Origin of the sequence: Actinokineospora sp. NBRC 105648, from assembly GCF_030269645.1 — a bacterium.
GTDB lineage: Bacteria > Actinomycetota > Actinomycetes > Mycobacteriales > Pseudonocardiaceae > Actinokineospora.
In genome coordinates, this window is the sequence record NZ_BSTR01000014.1 from 1 (window position 1) to 18,985 (window position 18,985).

23 protein-coding genes are annotated in these 18,985 nt (G+C 71.6%); 15 read left to right on the top strand and 8 right to left on the bottom strand.

All coding sequences use genetic code 11. The features are described 5' to 3' along the window. Positions 1 to 123 precede the first annotated feature (123 nt). Entirely contained in the window at positions 124 to 903 is a 780-nt protein-coding gene (locus QSK30_RS14830) for a carbon-nitrogen hydrolase family protein (protein ID WP_285503240.1), read from the bottom strand. A gap of 35 nt (positions 904 to 938) precedes the next feature. Here QSK30_RS14830 and QSK30_RS14835 point away from each other — a divergent pair, with 35 nt between their 5' ends. From QSK30_RS14835 to QSK30_RS14865, 7 genes are all read left to right on the top strand, one after another. Then, on the top strand, positions 939 to 2,441 hold the full coding sequence (locus QSK30_RS14835; RefSeq protein WP_285503241.1) for an ABC transporter substrate-binding protein: 1,503 nt from the start codon (positions 939 to 941) through the stop codon (positions 2,439 to 2,441). Continuing rightward, positions 2,408 to 3,616 carry an aminotransferase class V-fold PLP-dependent enzyme gene (locus QSK30_RS14840; RefSeq protein ID WP_285503243.1) on the top strand — a complete coding sequence of 403 codons (1,209 nt, stop codon included), beginning with the start codon at positions 2,408 to 2,410 and terminating at the stop codon, positions 3,614 to 3,616. The genes QSK30_RS14835 and QSK30_RS14840 overlap by 34 nt, the downstream gene beginning before the upstream one ends. Before the next feature lie 77 nt (positions 3,617 to 3,693). Next, complete coding sequence (gene hisD, locus QSK30_RS14845) at positions 3,694 to 5,016, top strand: histidinol dehydrogenase (RefSeq protein ID WP_285503244.1); 1,323 nt, start codon at positions 3,694 to 3,696, stop codon at positions 5,014 to 5,016. Then, complete coding sequence (locus QSK30_RS14850; protein WP_285503245.1) at positions 5,013 to 6,116, top strand: histidinol-phosphate transaminase; 1,104 nt, start codon at positions 5,013 to 5,015, stop codon at positions 6,114 to 6,116. Before hisD ends, QSK30_RS14850 begins: the two co-directional genes overlap by 4 nt. After that, positions 6,113 to 6,715 carry an imidazoleglycerol-phosphate dehydratase HisB gene (gene hisB / locus QSK30_RS14855; protein ID WP_285503246.1) on the top strand — a complete coding sequence of 201 codons (603 nt, stop codon included), beginning with the start codon at positions 6,113 to 6,115 and terminating at the stop codon, positions 6,713 to 6,715. Before QSK30_RS14850 ends, hisB begins: the two co-directional genes overlap by 4 nt. Further along, entirely contained in the window at positions 6,715 to 6,876 is a 162-nt protein-coding gene (locus QSK30_RS14860; RefSeq protein ID WP_285503247.1) for a CG2302 family histidine operon protein, read from the top strand. Before hisB ends, QSK30_RS14860 begins: the two co-directional genes overlap by 1 nt. A gap of 157 nt (positions 6,877 to 7,033) precedes the next feature. After that, positions 7,034 to 7,492 (top strand): hypothetical protein, encoded by a 459-nt coding sequence (locus QSK30_RS14865; protein WP_285503249.1) that lies wholly within the window; start codon positions 7,034 to 7,036, stop codon positions 7,490 to 7,492. A 22-nt stretch (positions 7,493 to 7,514) separates the two neighbouring features. Here the strand turns inward: QSK30_RS14865 and soxR are convergent, their stop codons facing one another. Both soxR and QSK30_RS14875 read right to left on the bottom strand, forming a co-directional pair. After that, a complete protein-coding gene (gene soxR, locus QSK30_RS14870; RefSeq protein WP_285503250.1) occupies positions 7,515 to 7,979 on the bottom strand; it encodes a redox-sensitive transcriptional activator SoxR in 465 nt (154 codons plus the stop codon). Between the two features lie 22 nt (positions 7,980 to 8,001). Then, complete coding sequence (locus QSK30_RS14875; protein WP_285503252.1) at positions 8,002 to 8,532, bottom strand: RNA 2'-phosphotransferase; 531 nt, start codon at positions 8,530 to 8,532, stop codon at positions 8,002 to 8,004. Between the two features lie 85 nt (positions 8,533 to 8,617). Between QSK30_RS14875 and QSK30_RS14880 the strand changes: the two genes are divergently transcribed. Both QSK30_RS14880 and QSK30_RS14885 read left to right on the top strand, forming a co-directional pair. After that, the gene (locus QSK30_RS14880) at positions 8,618 to 9,304 is read left to right on the top strand and encodes a thiamine pyrophosphate-binding protein (protein WP_285503254.1); all 687 of its coding nucleotides are present in this window, start codon (positions 8,618 to 8,620) and stop codon (positions 9,302 to 9,304) included. Further along, complete coding sequence (locus tag QSK30_RS14885; RefSeq protein ID WP_285503255.1) at positions 9,301 to 10,212, top strand: transketolase family protein; 912 nt, start codon at positions 9,301 to 9,303, stop codon at positions 10,210 to 10,212. The genes QSK30_RS14880 and QSK30_RS14885 overlap by 4 nt, the downstream gene beginning before the upstream one ends. On the opposite strand, the gene QSK30_RS14890 is transcribed toward QSK30_RS14885, so the two are convergent. After that, positions 10,205 to 10,477: a hypothetical protein gene (locus QSK30_RS14890; RefSeq protein WP_285503256.1), complete on the bottom strand. Its 273-nt coding sequence runs from the start codon at positions 10,475 to 10,477 to the stop codon at positions 10,205 to 10,207. The genes QSK30_RS14885 and QSK30_RS14890 overlap by 8 nt on opposite strands. Before the next feature lie 123 nt (positions 10,478 to 10,600). Between QSK30_RS14890 and hisH the strand changes: the two genes are divergently transcribed. The 3 genes from hisH to priA are packed head-to-tail and all read left to right on the top strand — an operon-like array spanning position 10,601 to position 12,246. Then, the gene (gene hisH, locus QSK30_RS14895; RefSeq protein WP_285503258.1) at positions 10,601 to 11,236 is read left to right on the top strand and encodes an imidazole glycerol phosphate synthase subunit HisH; all 636 of its coding nucleotides are present in this window, start codon (positions 10,601 to 10,603) and stop codon (positions 11,234 to 11,236) included. Further along, a complete protein-coding gene (locus QSK30_RS14900; RefSeq protein ID WP_285503260.1) occupies positions 11,233 to 11,508 on the top strand; it encodes a hypothetical protein in 276 nt (91 codons plus the stop codon). The genes hisH and QSK30_RS14900 overlap by 4 nt, the downstream gene beginning before the upstream one ends. A gap of 9 nt (positions 11,509 to 11,517) precedes the next feature. Continuing rightward, positions 11,518 to 12,246 carry a bifunctional 1-(5-phosphoribosyl)-5-((5-phosphoribosylamino)methylideneamino)imidazole-4-carboxamide isomerase/phosphoribosylanthranilate isomerase PriA gene (gene priA, locus QSK30_RS14905; protein WP_285503263.1) on the top strand — a complete coding sequence of 243 codons (729 nt, stop codon included), beginning with the start codon at positions 11,518 to 11,520 and terminating at the stop codon, positions 12,244 to 12,246. Here the strand turns inward: priA and QSK30_RS14910 are convergent. Next, complete coding sequence (locus tag QSK30_RS14910) at positions 12,215 to 12,610, bottom strand: PPOX class F420-dependent oxidoreductase (protein ID WP_285503265.1); 396 nt, start codon at positions 12,608 to 12,610, stop codon at positions 12,215 to 12,217. The two genes, priA and QSK30_RS14910, sit on opposite strands and share 32 nt — an antisense overlap. Before the next feature lie 65 nt (positions 12,611 to 12,675). Between QSK30_RS14910 and QSK30_RS14915 the strand changes: the two genes are divergently transcribed. Continuing rightward, the gene (locus QSK30_RS14915) at positions 12,676 to 13,437 is read left to right on the top strand and encodes a MerR family transcriptional regulator (RefSeq protein WP_285503267.1); all 762 of its coding nucleotides are present in this window, start codon (positions 12,676 to 12,678) and stop codon (positions 13,435 to 13,437) included. A gap of 13 nt (positions 13,438 to 13,450) precedes the next feature. Next, entirely contained in the window at positions 13,451 to 14,587 is a 1,137-nt protein-coding gene (locus QSK30_RS14920; RefSeq protein WP_285503269.1) for an alpha/beta hydrolase, read from the top strand. Positions 14,588 to 14,991: 404 nt separating this feature from the next. Here the strand turns inward: QSK30_RS14920 and QSK30_RS14925 are convergent, their stop codons facing one another. Further along, positions 14,992 to 15,471 (bottom strand): SRPBCC family protein, encoded by a 480-nt coding sequence (locus tag QSK30_RS14925; protein WP_285503270.1) that lies wholly within the window; start codon positions 15,469 to 15,471, stop codon positions 14,992 to 14,994. Continuing rightward, a complete protein-coding gene (locus tag QSK30_RS14930) occupies positions 15,468 to 15,848 on the bottom strand; it encodes an ArsR/SmtB family transcription factor (protein WP_285503271.1) in 381 nt (126 codons plus the stop codon). The genes QSK30_RS14925 and QSK30_RS14930 overlap by 4 nt, the downstream gene beginning before the upstream one ends. A gap of 144 nt (positions 15,849 to 15,992) precedes the next feature. Here QSK30_RS14930 and QSK30_RS14935 point away from each other — a divergent pair, with 144 nt between their 5' ends. Continuing rightward, positions 15,993 to 17,630 (top strand): alkaline phosphatase D family protein, encoded by a 1,638-nt coding sequence (locus tag QSK30_RS14935; RefSeq protein ID WP_285503273.1) that lies wholly within the window; start codon positions 15,993 to 15,995, stop codon positions 17,628 to 17,630. Between the two features lie 22 nt (positions 17,631 to 17,652). On the opposite strand, the gene QSK30_RS14940 is transcribed toward QSK30_RS14935, so the two are convergent. Beyond that, complete coding sequence (locus QSK30_RS14940; protein ID WP_285503274.1) at positions 17,653 to 18,591, bottom strand: hypothetical protein; 939 nt, start codon at positions 18,589 to 18,591, stop codon at positions 17,653 to 17,655. Between the last annotated feature and the right edge of the window lie 394 nt (positions 18,592 to 18,985).

Sequence of the window (18,985 nt, forward strand, 5' to 3'; positions counted from 1 at the left end):
ATCAACCGGCTCAAACGCCACCGTGCCGTGGCCACCCGGTACGACAAGCTGGCCGTGCGCTACGAAGCCACCGTCTATGTCGCCGCGATCAACGAATGGCTCTGATCGACTTCGATACAGGCCCTAGAGGCGGCGGTTGGCCAGGACGGGGATGGCGGCTCGGGTGGTTTCCACTGACTCCGCGTCGATCTCGACCACGACCAAGCCTGGTTCCGCTGTCAGCTGTGCCGTGATCTCGCCGCGGGGGTTCGCGGCGGTGCTGTAGCCGATGCCGAGTGGTGCTGTGCCGGTGATCGGGCCCGGGTCGGCCTGGGCCGCGGTGAGCAGCCAGGAGGTCGAGTCCAGTGCACGGGCCCGCACCAGCAGCTCCCACTGCTCGCGTTTTCCCGGTCCCGCTCCCCACGACGCGCCCAGGAGCACCGCTGTCGCGCCCTTGTCCGCCAAGGCACGGAACAGCTCGGGGAAGCGGATGTCGTAGCAGGTGGCCACGCCGAACGTCACGTCGTCCACGGTGAAGGTCACGACCGCCGAGCCCGGGGCGACCGTGCGGGACTCGGCGAAGCCGAAGGCGTCGAACAGGTGGATCTTGTCGTAGCCGAGGTGGTGGTCGCGGCCGGTGATCAGCGTGGTGTTGGCCACGCGGCCGTCCGGGGCCGGAGTGAACATGCCGGCCGAGACGACCACGTCGGCCGACCGGGCGATCTCGGCGACCGCGGTTGCCCAGGGGCCGTCCAGGGGCTCGGCCAGCGGGGCCAGCGGGACCGCGAAGTTGGCCATCGTGGCCTCGGGGAAGACGACGACGGTGGCGCCCCGTGCGGCTGCCTCGGCCACGCCGGTCCGGATGAGGGACAGGTTCGCCGCGGGGTCCGGGGTGGAATTGATCTGGCACAGCGCAACGCGCACGGTCGCTCCCTCGATGTCGACTAGTGTCGATCCTCGTGCCGATACTGCCGCGCCGTCTCGCGATGTCCTCCGCCGCGGTGTTCACCATTGTGCTCGCGCTCGCCAGCTGCACCGCCGACGCCACCCCGCCCGCCTCGGGCGACCCGGCGGGGACGTCGCTGGTCATCGGGGTCGCCGACGAACCCGCCTCGCTCGACCCGGTGCTGGGGTACGCGCCGCTGGGGGCCGCGCAGATCTTCGACGGGCTCGTCGAGCACCAGGCCGCGGGGACGTTGCGCCCGGTGCTGGCCACCGCGCTCCCGCAGCCCTCGTCCGACGGTCGGTCGTGGACGGTCGACCTGCGCGACGACGTCTCCTTCACCGACGGCAGCGCCCTCGACGCCGCCGCGGTCGTGGCCACCTACCGCCGGGTGCTGGAGCCGGGAGCGCCGTTGCGCGACCGGTTCTGGATGCTCGGCGCGGTGACCGCCGTCGACCAGGACACCGTGCGGTTCGACCTCAAGCAGGCGTGCGCCTATTTCCCCGACCTGCTCGTCCTCGGCATCCGCGCCGGAACCCCGGACGCCCCGGTCGGCACCGGGCCGTACAAGGTCGCCGACTGGCAGCGCGGCAAGCGGCTCGTGCTCACCGCGAACAAGGCCTATTTCGGCACCCGCCCCGCCATCACCACGGTGACCGTCGAGTTTCTCCCCGACGACGAGGTGCGCGCCCAGCGGATGCGCGACGGCAAGCTCGACGGCGTGGGGCTGCCCGCCAGGCTGGCGGCCCCGTTCGCCGCGATCGACGGCCTCACCGTGGTCGAGCACAGCAGCGCCGACCTGCGCGCGGTCACCTTCAGCGACCGGGGACCCACCGCCGACCCCGCCGTGCGGCTCGCGCTGAACCTCGCCGTCGACCGCCAGGCCGTGATCGGTTCGGCACTCGCGGGTGAGGGCACCCCGGTGTCGCTGCCGATGCCGCCCGCCCTGGCCGAGTTCACCGAGCCCGGCGCGCGGATCGACTACGACCTCGTCCGAGCCCAGTTCCTCCTGGACGCCGCGGGCTGGGTCCTCGGTTCGGACGGTGTGCGGGCCAAGGGGCCGACGCGGGCGTCGTTCACCATCGGCTACCCGGTGGCCGACGTCGTCTCGCGGGACTTGGTGGCCGCCTTCGCCGCGGCCGCGAAGCGGATCGGGATAGCGGTCACCGCACGCCCGACTGCCCTGACCGAGCCCCTGGTCGACCCCCGGCTGATCGCCTTCGGCGACCCGTTCGACCCCGACCCGGCGCTCTACCCGGTGCTGCACCCGGCAGGCGGCGACCTGGCCAAGGCGCTCGACGCCGAGCGCGCCACCACCGACCCGGCCCAGCGCGCGGTCGCGTTCCGCGCCCTGCAGCGGGCCTACCAGGCGGCGCCCACGATGGCGGTGCTGGTCGCGCCCCGGCACAGCTACGTCATGCGGCAGAACTGGAACGGCTACCAGCCCGTGGTCGACGCCACGGGGACCGACCACACCTGGGGAGCATGGTGGAACCTGTCGAGCTGGACACCCCGTTGACCGCGGCCATCGACCTCGACCGGGTGCGCGCGGACACCCCAGGCTGCCTGGACCGGGTCTTCCTGGACAGCGCGGGCTCGTCGCTGCCGCCGCGCCCGGTGCTCGACGAGGTGGTGGGGCACCTGCGTCGGGAGGCTGAGATCGGTGGCTACCTGGCTGCCGCCGAGCGTGCTGAGGACCTCGAGGACGGCTACCGCGTTTTAGCCGAATTGCTCGGCTGCGCGCCAAGCGAAATTGCCTTCACCGATAGCGCTACCCGCTCCTGGTTGGCGGCGCTCGACGCTGTCCCACTCGGTCCGGGAGACCGCGTGCTCACTACCGAAGCCGAGTACGGCGGCAACGCTATCCCGCTGCTGCGCCTGGCCGCCCAGGTCGGCGCCTCCGTCGAGCCGGTGCCGTCAGGCCCGGACGGGCTCTTGGACGTGGTCGCGCTGCGCGAGCGGCTCGACGAGCGGGTCAAGCTCGTCTCGCTCGTGCACGTGCCGACCAACGGCGGCCTGGTCAACCCGGTCGCCGAGGCCGCCAAGGCGGCGCACGAGGTGGGCGCGCTGGTGCTGCTCGACGCGTGCCAGTCGATCGGCCAGCTCCCGGTCTCGCTCACCGACCTGGGCGTGGACATCATCACCGGCACCGGCCGCAAGTGGCTGCGTGGTCCGCGCGGCACCGGCGTGCTGGCCGTCCGCCGCGACGTCCTGGGCCGCCTGCGGCCTCGACTGGTCGACCTGCGCGGCGGTGTCTGGACCGGCCCCGCCGAGTTCGAGCTGCGCCCCGACGCGCGGGTGTTCGAGCTGTGGGAGAGCAGCGTCGCCGACCGGCTGGGCCTCATCGGCGCCGCCCGCTACGCCCTGGCGCTGGGACTGCCCGCGATCGAGGCGGCGGTGGCCGACCGCGCCGGGCGGCTGCGCGCCGGGCTTGCCGAAGTGCCCGGCGTCGAGGTGCGCGACCTGGGCGACCGCCCGTGCGGGCTGGTGAGCTTCACCGTCGAGGACACCGAGGCCGAGGCGGTCAAGGCCGCGCTGGCGGACAAGGACATCTCCGTCACCGTCAGCCGCAGACCCTCAACCCGCTACGACATGACCCGGCGCGGGCTGGTCGAGCTGGTCCGGGCGTCGCCGCACTACTTCGTCACCCCCGAGCAGATCGACACGGCGGTGGCCGCGGTGGCGGCCCTGTGACCTGTGGTACCGGCTGAGCCCACGCACATGCGCAGCGCATATTCTTGGCGGGTCCACTCGTTCCTGGAAAGGACCCCATGCTGACGCGCACCGATCTGCGTTCCGCCGTCCCATCGCCCGCTGAGCTGCGCGCCGCGCTGCCGCGGGCCGAGGTCGACGTGGACGCGGTGCTGCATCGGGTGCGCCCGATCGTCGAGGACGTGCGCGCCCGAGGCGTCGAGGCGGTCCTGGACTACACGGAGCAGTTCGACCAGGTCCGGCCCGCGTCCGTGCGGGTGCCCGCCGCCGAGCTGTCGCGCGCGCTCGACGAGCTCGACCCGGCTGTGCGGGCCGCGCTGGAGGAGTCGATCCGGCGGGCCCGGGTCGTGCACGCCGAGCAGCGGCGCACCGACGTGACCACCCAGGTCGTGCCCGGCGGCACGGTCACCGAGCGCTGGGTGCCGGTCGCCCGGGTCGGGCTCTACGCGCCGGGCGGCCTCGCGGTCTACCCGTCGAGCGTGGTCATGAACGTGGTGCCCGCCCAGGCCGCGGGCGTCGAGTCGCTGGTGGTGTGCTCGCCGCCGCAGGCCGAGTTCGGCGGCAGGCCGCACCCGGCGATCCTGGCCGCCGCCGCGCTGCTGAACGTCGACGAGGTCTGGGCCGTGGGCGGCGCGCAGGCCGTCGCGCTGCTGGCCTTCGGCGGCACCGACACCGACGGCGCGGCGCTCGACCCGGTGGACATGGTCACCGGGCCGGGCAACATCTACCTCACCGCGGCCAAGCGGCTGCTGCGCGGGCTGATCGGCATCGACTCCGAGGCGGGCCCGACCGAGATCGCGATCCTGGCCGACGCGGGCGCCGACCCGGTGCACGTGGCCGCCGACCTGATCAGCCAGGCCGAGCACGACCCGCTGGCGGCCAGCGTGCTGGTCACCGACTCGGTCGAGTTGGCCGACGCGGTCGACGCCGAGCTGGCGCTGCAGGTGAAGGCGACCAAGCACAGCGAGCGGGTCGCGACGGCGTTGGGCGGCAGGCAGTCCGGCACCGTCCTGGTGTCCACTGTGGACGATGGGCTCAAGGTCGTGGACGCCTACGCCGCCGAGCACCTGGAGATCCAGACCGCGAACGCCCGCGAGGTCGCCGCCCGGGTCCGCAACGCGGGCGCGGTGTTCGTCGGCGCGTACTCGCCGGTGTCGCTGGGCGACTACTGCGCGGGCTCCAACCACGTGCTGCCCACCGGCGGCTGCGCGCGGCACTCCTCGGGGCTGTCGGTGCAGACGTTCCTGCGCGGGATCCACGTCGTGGACTACAGCGAGGACGCGTTGCGCGAGGTCGCCGGGCACGTCGTCGCGCTGGCCGACGCCGAGGACCTGCCCGCGCACGGCCAGGCCGTCACCGCGCGCTTCCGGGGCGAGTCGTGAGCCCCCTCGGCGCGGGAGTGTCCCTTTCGGACCTCCCGCTGCGCGCGGACCTGCGTGGTCGTTCCCCTTACGGCGCGCCACAGCTGGACGTGCCCTACCAGCTCAACACCAACGAGAACCCGTACCCGCCGCCGCCGGAGCTGGTCGCCGACATCACCGCGGCCGTCGCCGAGATCGCCGCGACGCTGCACCGCTACCCGGACCGGGACGCGGTGGCGCTGCGCACCGACCTGGCCGCGTACCTGTCCGCGGCGACCGGCACCGCGCTGACGACCGAGAACCTGTGGGCCGCCAACGGTTCCAACGAGATCCTGCAGCAGGTCCTGCAGGCGTTCGGCGGTCCGGGGCGCAGCGCGCTGGGCTTCGAGCCGTCGTACTCGATGCACCCGATCATCGCCGCGGGCACCCGCACCGAGTGGGCGCCGACACCCCGGCGCGCGGACTTCTCCCTCGACGTCGACGCGGCCGTGCCGCTGATCGCCGAGCGGGCACCCGACGTGGTCTTCGTGACCAGCCCGAACAACCCGACGGGCCAGTCGATCCCGCTCGACGACCTGCGCGCGCTGGTCGCCGCCGCGCCGGGGATCGTGGTCGTGGACGAGGCGTACGCGGAGTTCTCCCCGCAGGAGAGCGCCGTGCACCTGATCGAGGAGTTCCCGACCCGGGTGGTGGTCAGCCGCACGATGAGCAAGGCGTTCGCCTTCGCGGGCGGGCGGCTCGGCTACCTCGCCGCCGCGCCCGCCGTGGTCGACGCGCTGTTGTTGGTGCGCCTGCCGTACCACCTGTCCGCGCTGACCCAGGCCGTCGCGCGGGCCGCCCTCCGGCACGCCGAGCGGACGCTGGCCTCGGTGCACGCGCTCTCGGCCGAGCGCGACCGCGTGGCGCGGGCGCTCGACGGGCTGGGCGCCGCCGTCGTGCCCAGCGACGCCAACTTCATCCTCTTCGGACACTTCGCCGACCCGAAGGCCGCCTGGCAGTCCTATTTGGACGCCGGGGTGCTGGTCCGCGATGTCGGCATCCCCGGGCACCTGCGGGTCACCGTCGGCACCCCGACCGAGAACGACGCGTTCTTGGCCGCCAGTAAGGAGATCGTGCAGTGAGCAACCGCGTCGGACGCGTGGAGCGGGCCACCAGGGAGTCCTCCGTGCTCGTCGAGATCGACCTCGACGGCTCGGGCAAGGTCGAGATCGCCACCGGGGTGCCGTTCTACGACCACATGCTCACCGCCTTCGGCGTGCACGGGTCGTTCGACCTCGTCGTGCGCGCCACCGGTGACATCGAGATCGACGCCCACCACACGGTCGAGGACGTGGCGATCGTGCTCGGCCAGGCGCTGCGCGCGGCGCTGGGGGAGAAGAAGGGCATCCGCCGCTTCGGCGACGCCTGGATCCCGATGGACGAGACCCTGGCGCACGCGGCGGTCGACGTCTCCGGGCGGCCGTACTGCGTGCACACCGGTGAGCCCGAGGTGATGGTCGGCTTCACCGTCGGCGGCAACTACCCGACAGTGCTCAACCGGCACGTCTTCGAGTCGATCGCCTTCCACGCCCAGATCGCGCTGCACCTGCGGGTGATCCACGGCCGCGACCCGCACCACATCACCGAGGCCGAGTACAAGGCCTTCGCCCGCGCCCTGCGCGCCGCCGCCGAGCCCGACCCCCGCGTCGGCGGCGTCCCGTCCACGAAGGGTGTGCTGTAGTGGGCAAGGACGTCGCGGTCATCGGTCTGATCGCGCTGGCGGGCATCCTCATCGGCGGCGTGTACACGACCTGGAAGACCGCGAAGGTGATGGCGGGCATCCTGCTCGTCCTGGCGCTGCTCGCCGCGGGCGGTGCGATCGCCTGGTACGTGTCCGGGTGAGCCGGGTCGCGGTCTGGGTGCGTGAGCCGCTGCCGGAGGTCCAGGACCGGCTGCGCCTGCTCGGTGCCCGGCCGCGGCTGCTGGTGCCCACGCCCAACGGGACGTTCGTGCTCGGTCCGGCGCCGCCGACGGGCGCACGGTCGACGACACCCGGGCGGTGCTCGGTGGCGTCGGTCTGGAGTGGACACCCGGGGGCGTTCGCCTGTCCGGCACGGATTACCTGGGTGTCGACGGGCCCGCGGACGAGCTGTTCGAGCGGGCCGGGTCGCCCGCCGAGGCCGAGGCGCTGCGGCGGATCGCCGCGGGGATGGCCGACGCGCACGTCCCGGTGTTCCCGAGGCCCCGCTGGGAGTCGCTGGTGGGCGAGGCCCGACGGGGGCGGCGGAGGAACCCGCCCGGTGGGTTCGGCTTGATCGTGCTCGCGCCACTGCTGACACTGTTGGTCGGCGCGGTGGCGATCCTGCTCGTCCCCGGCGTGCTGCGCCAGCCGCTGTCCTGGGTCGCGCTGGTGGCGTTCCTGGGGTGCGGGTGGGGTCTCGTCGAGGGGGTTCAGGTGATCCGCAGGCGGTCGCTCGAATCGCCGGTGCACGACCTGATGGGCGTGCTGGAGCACTGAACCGCCGCGCTGGTGCCGGAGTTCAGCTGATGCCGCCCTCGGTGCTCGCCTTCAACCGCGGCGCGCCGGGGCCGAAGCTGGACATCCGGTCGTCGTCGTTGACCAGGCCGCAGGACTTGAGTGACAGGCAGCCGCAGCCGATGCAGGACGTGAGGTTGTCTCGCAACCGTTGCAGCGAGTCGATTCGAGCCTCGAGCTCGCCACGCCAGGCCTTGGAAAGCCGCGCCCAGTCGACCTTGGTGGGGGTGCGCCGCTCGGGCAGGGTCTCCAGCGCGTCGTGGATCTCCTCCAGGGTGAGGCCGACGCGCTGGGCCGTGCGGATGAACGCGAGTCTGCGCAGCACCGCGCGGGGGTAGCGGCGCTGGTTGCCCGCCGTGCGCTCCGAGGCGATCAGGCCGCGCTCCTCGTAGAAGCGCAGCGCCGTGTGCGGGACCCCGCTGCGGTCGGCGACCTCGCCGATGGTCAGCGTCTCGGGCAGTTTGGACACCCCGCCGAGCCTACCGGGGACCTCAAGGTAGATCGAGGTACCGAGCGGGTACGTGCGCGCAGAGCCAAACGCCGTTGGCGCTGACGTGGAACACGTGGCCGTCGGCGACCATCTCGGCCGCGGCCACGGTCAGCACCACCGGCTTGCCGTGGCGGGCGCCGACGTTGACCGCGGTCTCCACGGTGGCGGAGAGGTGCACGTGCTGCCGCCGCATCGGCAGCAGGCCCTCGGCGCGGATCGCGGGCAGCACCGCGGCGACGGTGCCGTGGTAGAGCACCCGCGGTGGCACCGCCGGTGGTAGGCCCAGGTCGACCGGCACGCTGTGGCCCTGGCTGGCCCGGATCCGGGTGCCGGTCGCGTCGAAGGCGAACCGGGTCTTGTTGTTCTCCGCGACCACCCGGTCGAGGGCCGGGCGGGTGATGCGCAGGGCGGCGAGCAGGTCGTCGACGGCCACCCAGCCCGCCGGGTCGAGCGTCAGGCCCGCGCTGCCGGGATCGTGCCGAAGGACCTTGGAGAGCCTCTTGGAGAGGCGAATGATGTTCTTGTCTTCCATTTCACCGCTATCCCACCACACCACCGCGCCACCGCGCACCGGGTTTCCTTGACCTCCACCGAACTCCAGGTTGCACGCTGGCGGCATGACTGACACCGCGTACGCCGACCTGGCGCCGCTGCTGCGCCGGATGTCCGGTGATGAGAAGCACGACTGGTCCGCCCTGTCCACCCTCGACGTGCTGTGGGTGCTCTACGACCGGGTGCTGCGGGTCCCGCCCGACCGGCTCGACGACCCCGACCGCGACCGGTTCCTGCTGTCCAAGGGCCACGGCCCGATGGCCTTCTACGCCGTGCTCGCCGCCAAGGGGTTCCTTGATCCCTCCACTTTGGACACCTGGGCCGAGTTCGGGTCGCCGCTGGGCCGGCACCCGGACCGGGTGCTGGTGCCCGGCGCGGAGATCGGTTCCGGGTCGCTGGGGCACGGCCTGGCCATCGGCGTCGGGCAGGCGTTCGGCGTCCGCTCGCGCGGGGCCGGGGTGGTCGTGCTGGTGGGCGACGGCGAGCTCGACGAGGGCAGCAACCATGAGGCGATCGCGGTGGCGGGCCGGTTCGGCCTGGACAACCTCACCGCGGTGGTCGTGGACAACCACAACGCCGACCACGGTTGGCCGGGCGGCATCGAGACCCGCTTCACCGTGGAGAACTGGGCGAGCGCGGTGGTCCCCGGGCGCGACCACGACGCGCTGCACGCGGCGTTCACGTCGTCGCATCCCGGCAGACCGCTCGTGGTGGTCGCCGACATCGACGCGGAGCTGGAGGGGGACCGATGACCACCGTCAGCACGCCGACGATGCGGGAGGCATTCGTGCACACCATGGTCGAGGCGATCGAGGCCGACGAGCGGGTGGCGCTGGTGCTGGCGACCATCTCCTCGTCGCTGTTCGCCGCCCAGCACGCCGCCTACCCCGATCGGGTGATCAACGTCGGTATCCGCGAGCAGGCGATGATCGGCGTGGCGAGCGGGCTGGCGCTGACCGGGCACCGGGTGGTCGCGCACTCCTACGCGCCGTTCCTCGTCGAGCGGCCCTACGAGCAGGTGAAGCTCGACCTCGGCCACCAGGACGTGGGCGCCGTGCTGGTGAGCGTCGGCGCGTCCCACGACGACCCGCGGATGGGCCGCACCCACCAGGCACCCGCGGACGTGGCGCTGTTCGACACGCTGCCCGGCTGGTCGGTGCACGTGCCGGGACACCCCGGCGAGGTCGGGCCGCTGCTGCGGGCGGCGCTCGCCGGGACGGGGCGGGAGTACGTGCGGCTCACGACACGGTCGAACGCCGCCCCGATGCCGGTGACCGCGGGGTTCGCCCCGGTGCGGCACGGGAGCCTCGGGGTGGTGGTCGCCGTGGGCCCCGTGCTGGACGCGGTGCTGGCGGCGACGGAGGGACTTGACGTGACGGTGCTCTACGCCGCCACGGTCCGGCCGTTCGACCGGGTGGGTCTGCGGGCCGCGGTGGGGTCGTCGGCGCCGAGCGTGGTGCTGGTCGAGCCCTACCTGCGGGGGACGTCGGCGGGTGAAGTCGCCGAAACGCTCGTGGACGTGCCGCACCGCCAGTTGTCGATCGGGGTGCGGCGGGACGCCGAGATCCGCGCGTACGGCAGCACGGCCCAGCACGACGAGGTGCACGGCCTCGACGCGGCTGGGATCGGGCGGGCTGTTCGGACGTTCCTGCTCAGCTGACGAGCAGGTCCGAGCGTGCGGGCCGGTGGTGGCCGCGTGACGGTTCGGTGAGCGCGAGCGCTTCCCGGGCCGTGCGCGGGCCGTCGTACGGGTCGGCGGGCGGGATGACCAACGCCGCCGCGACACCGATCCAGATCAGCGCCAGCGGCGCGGGCCACAGCACCCACTCGCTGATCGCCAGGTACCCGTTCACCGCGGCCGCCGCGACCAGGACTGCCGCCAAGAGCCAGCGCACCGGTCTCCGGTCCAGGGTTCGAGTAGTCAAGGTTCGCCCTCCGTCAAGGTCCCCCGACCCAGCACTCGCGCGGTAAGTACCCGATCGAGTGACAGCCCAATCCCTCGACAGTGTCACGTTTAGGTCACGGCGGCCGCCGACTACGCTTGGCCCGTGACACGAGTCGTCGTCTTGGACTACGGATCCGGGAACCTGCGCTCGGCTGAGCGCGCGCTGCGGCGGGTGGGCGCCGAGGTCGAGGTGACCGGGGACTTCGCCACCGCGGTGGAGTGCGACGCCCTCGTCGTGCCCGGCGTCGGTGCCTACGCCGCCTGCATGGCGGGCCTGCGCGAGGTGCGCGGCGACCGGATCATCGGGCGGCGCCTGGCCGGTGGCCGCCCGGTGCTGGGGATCTGCGTGGGCATGCAGATCCTGTTCGACCGGGGCATCGAGCACGGTGTCGAGTCCGAGGGCTGCGCGCAGTGGCCCGGCGTGGTCGACCGGCTTGAGGCCGACGTGGTGCCGCACATGGGCTGGAACACCGTGCGCGCGCCGGAGGAGTCGGTGCTGTTCGCGGGCATGGCGCCGGACACCCGGTTCTACTTCGTGCACTCCTACGCCGCCCGAAAGTGGGAGCTGCACCCCGAGCCGCCGATGATCCCGCCGCTGGTGACCTGGGCGACGCACGGTGACGACTTCGTGGCCGCCGCCGAGAACGGTCCGCTCTCGGCCACCCAGTTCCACCCGGAGAAGTCCGGTGACGCCGGGGCGCAGCTGCTCGAGAACTGGCTCAAGGACGTCACCCGATGACCGACCCCGAGATCCAGGGGGTGGCGGGCACACCCGCCAAGCGCAAGCCCACGCCCCGCAAGACGGGATCCCGGACGACGAGCGCTCGAAAACCAACGACCCGGCGCAAGAAAGCCACGTCGACCACGCTCGGCGCCGCCGTCGGCGCGGCCATCGCGGGCGTGCTGTCCGGGCTGCTCGGCTCGGTGCCGTGGTGGCTGTGGGTCGTGCTGCTGGCGGTCGGCCTCGGCGTCGGATACCTGGTGCACCGCCGCGCGGAGGCCAAACCCTAGGCTGTGCGGGTGAGCTTCTACCTGCTTCCCGCCGTCGACGTCGCCTACGGCCAAGCCGTCCGCCTGACCCAGGGGGAGGCGGGCACCGAGACGACCTACGGCTCGCCGCTCGAGGCCGCGCTGGCCTGGCAGACCGACGGCGCCGAGTGGGTGCACCTGGTCGACCTCGACGCCGCGTTCGGCCGGGGCGACAACCGCGAGCTGGTGGCCGAGGTCGTCGGCAGGCTCGACGTCGCGGTCGAGCTCTCCGGCGGCATCCGCGACGACGAGTCGCTGGCCGCCGCGCTGGCCACCGGCTGCACCCGGGTCAACCTGGGCACCGCCGCCCTGGAGAACCCCGAGTGGTGCGCCACGGCGATCGCCCGGTACGGCGACCAGGTCGCGGTCGGCCTGGACGTGCGGATCACCGACGGCGACCACCGGGTGGCCACCCGGGGCTGGACCAAGGACGGCGGCGACCTCTGGGAGGTGCTCGCCCGGCTCGATCGGGACGGTTGCTCCCGCTACGTGGTCACTGACGTGAGCAAGGACGGCACCCTGCAGGGCCCGAACACCGACCTGCTGCGCGCGGTGTGCGAGCGCACCGAGGCGCCGGTGGTCGCGTCCGGTGGGGTGTCCAGTGTGGACGACCTGCGCGCGCTCGCGGCCCTCGCGCCGCTGGGCGTCGAGGGCGCGATCGTCGGCAAGGCGCTCTACGCCGGGAACTTCACGCTGCCGGAGGCCCTTGCCGCGGTGTGATCGCGATGCCGATCGTGCCGTCGGCGCCCCGGCGCAGCTTGCTCCCGGCGATGGTGAGCCAGCCGAGCACCCCGTACTTGCGCTGGATGATCTTGCGCGCGCGCTCGGAGCCCGCCGCGTCCAGCAACCGCGCGCTACCCGGCACCGACGGCCCGGACGGCCGCCCGCGCAGGTCGCACGGCGCGAGCTCCACCCGGTCGCTGTTGCGGATCCGCTTGACCTTCCCGGAGCCGCGGACGGTCCACACCAGCAGTTCCGCGCCGTCGGTGGCCGCCCACACCGGGGTGGGCACGGCGGTGCCGTCGCGCTTGAAGGTCGTGACCAACACGTACTTGCCCTGGCCCAGGCGGGTGACCTCGTCCATGCCCGCAGGCTACCGCGCGGTCGGGGGTTGAACCTCACGTAGCGGGAGGTCTTACGGTTGATCACGTGACTGACGGGGGAGCGCGATGGAGTGTCGGGGCGCTGGCGAAGGCGTCCGGGCTGACGGTCCGGGCACTGCACCACTACGACGAGCTCGGCCTGCTGCGGCCCAGCGCCCGGACCGAGTCCGGGCACCGGCGCTACACCGAGGCCGACCTGCGCCGGCTCTACCAGATCCGGTTGCTGCGCGAGCTGGGCATCCCGCTCGACGACATCGCCGAGCTGCTCACCGACCCGACGGCGGTCCGCGATGTGCTGGCGCGCAGGCTGGAGCAGATCGAGGACGAGCAGTGGCGGCTCTCGCTGCTGGGCAGCCAGGTCCGCAACCTGATGGAACAGGTGGACGGGTCGTGGCGGCCGGACTCCGGTGAGCTGCTGGCCCAGATCGGCCGCGCGAGCGTCTTCCACGACGGTCTGAGCCGGGAGCAGCGCACGGCCTTGGCGGAGCAGTCGGACCGGATCGGCCCGGATGCCCGCCGCTGGCTGGACGCCGAGTGGCCCCTGGTGCTGACCAGGCTGGCCGAACACTGCCGGGCGGGCACACCGCCGGAGGATCCCGAGGTGCAGGCGACCGCGCGCAGGCTGGTCGACGTCGTCGCCATGTTCACCGGCGGCGACCAAGAGCTGGTCACCTCGGTGGCGGGCTTCTTCCGCGAACACGGCCACGGCATGTTGCGGGACGCGCGGGTGGGCCAGCCGGACCTCGGACTCGGCGACGAACTGTGGGACTACGTGAGCCAGGTGTACGGGAACCTGGCCGGAAACTGAGATGGGGGAACACATGTTGCGCAAAGCTCTTGCCATGGCCGCCGCGCTGACGATCGCGGGCGGTGGCATCGCCTCGGCTGATCCGCTGGTACCCACGCTGCCGGAACTCTCCGGGCCGCACGCGGTCGGAGTGGTCGACCTGCACCTGGTCGACAGGTCCAGGCCTGATCCGTGGAACCCGGCGTTGCCCGTCAGGGACGTGGTGGTGTCGGTGTTCTACCCGGCCGCGAAGGTGCGGGGTTACCCGCTCGCGCCGGAGATGTCGGAGCGGGCGGCTACCAGGTTCGCGTCTTTGGACATCGGTATCCTGCACCCGCAGTTCCCGCACGAGGCGCAGCAAGGGGTGTCCTGGAAGGACATCCGGACGCACGCGCACGTGGGCGCGCCCGGTTTGCCCGGACGACGGCCGGTTCTGTTGTACAGCCCGGGTTTGGTCGACCCGAGGACGATCGGGGCGTCGCTGGCCGAGGACCTGGCCAGCCGGGGGTACGTGGTGGTGACCATCGACCACCCGGGCGAGACCAGCGAGGTCGACATCCCTGGTGGGGAGGTGCGCGACTTCGGCCTGAACGGCATCCCGAGCCTCGATCCCGCGCTGTACCGCCGGGTGATGGCCACCCGGCTGGCGGACACCAGGTTCGTGCTGGACTCGTTGCGGGACTTGCCGTTGCCGCGCGGGGTGGCACTGGATCCGCGGCGGATCGGGATGTACGGCCAGGGGTCGGGCGGGTCGACAGCGGCGGAGGCGATGTTCGAGGACCGGCGGATCGACGCGGCGGTGAACCTGGAGGGGTTCCTGGACTACCACCCGGAAACCGTTGGGGGAGAAGGGGAGTTGCTGCCCGTGGCGGCGTGCGGGGTGGATCGGCCGTTGTTGCTGTGGGGGAGCTCGGGGTTCCAGAACGCGCGCTACGACCGGGCTTGGTCGGCGGTGCAGGCGCGGTCGAGGTCGGTGCGGCGGCAGGTGATGGCTGACGCCGGGCACTGGGTGTTCACCGACTTCGGGTCGGTGGTACCGCAGGTGCAGGCGGCCGGGTTGATCTCGGCGGAGGGGCGGGTGTCGCTGGTGGGGGCGGTGTCGCCTGGGCGGTCGGTGCGGGAGGTGCGGGACGGGGTGGCTGGGTTCTTCGATCGGCACTTGCGGTCTTGATGTGCTGGCGCCGGCGGCATGGGGGGTGTGCCGTCGGCGCTTGCTTGCGTGGTGCTTGGTGTTCTGGGGCGGTCCGTTGCAGCCCGGTGCTCACTAGCGTTGTTGTGCTCGATCGGGTGGAGTGGCTTTGTTTGGGGCCCCTAAGAAAAGAGGCGCCGGGGTGAAGCGGGTGGGGAAGGGATCACCCACGCCTGGGTCAGGCTAGCGCCTCTTTTCTCCCCAAACAAAGCCACTCCACCCAATCGAGCAGGTGTGCTGTGCGCGAGCGGTTCCAGCTGGGTGGAGGAGGAGGGCGGAAGAAGGGCGGGAGGACGGTTGCTTGTCGGCCTCCTGCTTGCCTTCTGCCTCCTGCCATTGGAGCCTGAGAGGGGCAGCGCCTAGGTGCTGCCCCTCTCCTTTGTGGACTAGCCTTCGATGGTCTTCAGGACCTCGGCGAGGCGGTCCATGGAGTCGCGGATGCCGTGTTCCATGCCGTTGGCGATGTGCTGGTCCCTGGCCTCGACGGACAGGCCGACTGAGACGCTGTGGACGGTGGTCCTGCCGTTGTGCTCGGTGAAGTCGATCTTCTCCAGGGCGACGTCGCCGGGCATGCCCTCGAACTCGAAGGTCTGGATGATCCCGTCGGCGAGTGACGGCGTGCCGTGGAAGACGCCTCGGAACGTGTACTCGCCGCCTTCGGGGTCGGTGTGGATGTAGCGGTAGCCGCCCGCGTGGTGCAGGGTCCAGTTGTCGACCTTCATGGTCAGCCTGCGGGGGCCGAGCCACTGCGCGACCAGGTCCGGGTCGGTGTAGGCGCGGAAGACCAGGGCGGCGGGGGCGTCGAACTCGCGGGTGATCTCGACGCTGTGCGAGCCGGGCCGGGCGGTGATGACGGTGTCGCTCATGGGTTCTCCTCGGTGTCCTTGTTCTCGGTGTCGTTGTCTTCGGTGTTGTCTTGTTCGGTCTGCTGCAGCTGGCTGAGCAGGTCGTCGAGCCGGTTGTGGCTCTCGGTCCAGTACTCGCGGTAGCTCGCCAGCCATTCGGTCGCGTCGAGCAAGGGTTGTGCCTCCAGGTGGCTGAGGCGGGCGGTCGCCTGGCGGCTGCGCGAGATGAGCCCGGCCTGCTCGAGCACCTTGAGGTGCCGCGAGACCGCCGGTTGCGACATCGCGAACGGTGCCGCGAGCTCGGCCACGTTGGCGTCGCCGGTGCGCAACCGCAGCAGGATCGCCCGCCGGGTCGGGTCGGCGAGGGCCCCGAACACGGCGCTCAGCTGGTCTGTCATCCATAACCGTTTCGTTCTAGAAGGGATGTGTTAAGGATGCATCGGGGTGGCGGATCCGTCAAGGGGGGCTTCGGATCGAGTTCCGATGAAGTTCACGCGATCAGTGGGTGTGACACTTACCTTGCCGGTGTATCACTGACAGGCGTGACTCCCACCACCCCGTTCGACCGCCGCGTCTTCCTCAAGTCCTCCGCCGTCGCCGGTGGCGCGCTGCTGGTCCCCGCCGCGCTCGCGGGCACCGCCAACGCCGCCGCCGTGCCGCAGTTCGCCCACGGTGTCGCCTCCGGTGACCCGCTGCCCGACGGTGTCCTGCTCTGGACCCGCGTCACCCCCACCCCCGAATCCGCCCCCGGCTCCGGTGTCGGCCCCGCCGTCGAGGTTCGCTGGGAGGTGGCCACCGACTCCGCGTTCGCCTCGGTCGTGCGGTCCGGCGCCGTCCAGACCGGGCCCGACCGCGACCACACCGTCAAGGTCGCCGTCGCGGGGCTGAGCCCGGCGACCACCTACTTCTACCGCTTCACCCTCGACGGTGTGCGCTCCTCGACCGGCCGCACCCGCACCGCGCCCTCGGTGAACGCCGACGTCAGCAAGCTGCGCCTGGGCCTGGTCTCCTGCTCCAACTGGCAGGCGGGCTACTTCTCGGCCTACCGGCACCTCGCCGCGCGCACCGACCTCGACGGCGTGCTGCACGTGGGTGACTACCTCTACGAGTACCAGGTGGGCGGTTTCGGTGCGCGGGGCGTCACCATCCGCCCGCACCAGCCCGCCACCGAGGTGCTCACCCTTGCCGACTACCGGCGCAGGCACGCCCAGTACAAGACCGACCCCGACCTGACCGCGCTGCACGCCGCACAGCCCTGGTTCATCACCTGGGACGATCATGAGTACGCCAACGACACCTGGTCCGGCGGTGCCGACAACCACCAGCCGAACGAGGGCGACTGGAACGCGCGCAAGGCCGCCGCCCGGCAGGCGTACTTCGAGTGGATGCCGGTCCGCCAGGGGCCCGGTGGGGAGATCTACCGCCGGTTCCGCTGGGGTAGGCTGGCTGAACTGTCCCTTTTGGACCTGCGCAGCTACCGCTCCAAGCAGACCACCCCGTCCAGCGGCGACCCGGCCGACCCGAGCCGGACGATCACCGGCGACGCGCAGATGGACTGGCTCAAGGGCGGCCTGGCGGGCACCGACGCGAAGTGGAAGCTGGTCGGCAACTCGGTGATGATCACGCCGATCTCGCTGGGCAACGTCGAGTCGCGCTTCCTGGAGTCGCTGGGCTCCCTGCTCGGCCTGCCGATCGGCAGCGTCGCCGCCAACGCCGACGCCTGGGACGGCTACACCGCCGACCGCCAGGAACTGCTCGGCCACCTCAAGGACAACCGGGTCAAGAACACGGTCTTCCTGACCGGCGACATCCACTCCTCCTGGGGCGCCGACATCCCGCTGGACCGTTCGAGCTACTGGTGGAACGGCAACTCGGTGGCCACCGAGTTCGTCACCACCTCGGTCACCAGCGACAACATCGACGACCTGCTCAAGGTCGACCCGCGCACGCTGTCCGTGGCCGCCGAGACCGCGCTGTACGCGGGGAACTGGCACCTCAAGTACATCGAGCTGGACTCGCACGGCTACTCGGTGGTCGACGTCAACCCCCAGCGCGTCCAGACCGACTGGTACTACGTGGCCGACCGCCTCAGCCCGACCTCCGGGGTCAAGTACGCCAAGTCCCTGGCCACCGCCGACGGCACGCAGAAGGTCAAGTCCGCGACCGGCCCGGTCGCCTGAGCCCTTCCGCGGGTGGGCGGCCTCAGCCCACCCGCGGAAGCCCGGCCCAGACCTGCTCGGCGAGCCCGGTGGCCCGGTCGCACACCTGCGCCATCACACCACCCTTGACAGCCAGGGTGAGCCTCACGTTCTCCCGCGCCCCACCGGCCCCGAACGGGATGTGGGTCGTGTTCAAGACGCAGTGCACCTCACTGCCACCCGGCAACTCCAGCCGCCCGGTAGGCCGACCAGCGACCGGCCGCTGCGGCGCACCGAACGGGGCAGACGAGCCGACGCCAAAGCTGATCCGCAGGGTCGTGGTGGCGTCCGTCCACTCGCACATGTGCTCGGCGGGCCAGTTCCGGTACTTCGGGAACGAGTCCGCGACCGTCCGGGGGAGCGCGCCGCAAGCGTTCGCGGTCGCCACCGAGTTGGCCGGGAACACGCGATGCCGCACGGCGGACGGCCCCTTGGCCAACCGCTCGAGCACCTTCGCGAACCCCCTGTCCAACGCCTCACACAGGCCGGCAGGCTTGGGCCCCTCGGTCGGCTGGCGAGCTTGGGCGGTCAGGGCCATCTTGTCGTCGACCAACACCAGCCTGCCGCAGGGAACCAACGGCGCACTGTAGCGAGCGTGCCGAAAACCCTTCTCGCTCTTGATACTCGAGTGATCCTCGATCTGCGCCAACCACTCGACCAGCCCGACCGAGAAGACCGACGGACCACCCCCACCGGGGTTCACGGTGAACGCGCACTCGTCCAGCGAACCCGGATCCATCGCCCGATCAGCGCCGAAGTCGACGGGCTCGACCAGGGAACAGGGGTCCAGCGTGGTCAGATCACCGAGCGCGGCAGCCACGTCGACGCTGGACGGAACGTAGTCCGGGACGGGCTTGGCAGCGGACGGGGGTGGGGAGACGACCTCGGTGCAGCCGGCGGCGAACACGGCCAAACACAGCAGTAACAGAAGCTTGAGCCGCATGTCCTTCGATCCCCCCGAGAGATGTGCCCTCACCACTGGCGGGCCGGATCCTACAAGAGGCTAACCCCAACCCATCGCGACTTGGCAGAGGTCCTTAGGTCCCAAGCCCCACGCAGCCAAGCCGACACGATCTCTAATTCTCTCTAGATCTGAAGCCCTACGCTTCGCAACACCCGTTACGGATGTGCTCGATTCAGTGGACTCGCTTCGTGTGGGGGGAGAGCACCGCTAAACTTGCCGTGTGGTGGGGATGCCCTTCACCCGCCCTTTTTTCACCACCGCGGTGCTCTAGGGGCCCCGCACGAAGTGAGTTCACTGAATCGAGCCCGCTCTTACTCGGGTCCACACGGCGTGCGACCCTCATCGACCGGGCGTAGCTCATACAGGTTGCCCG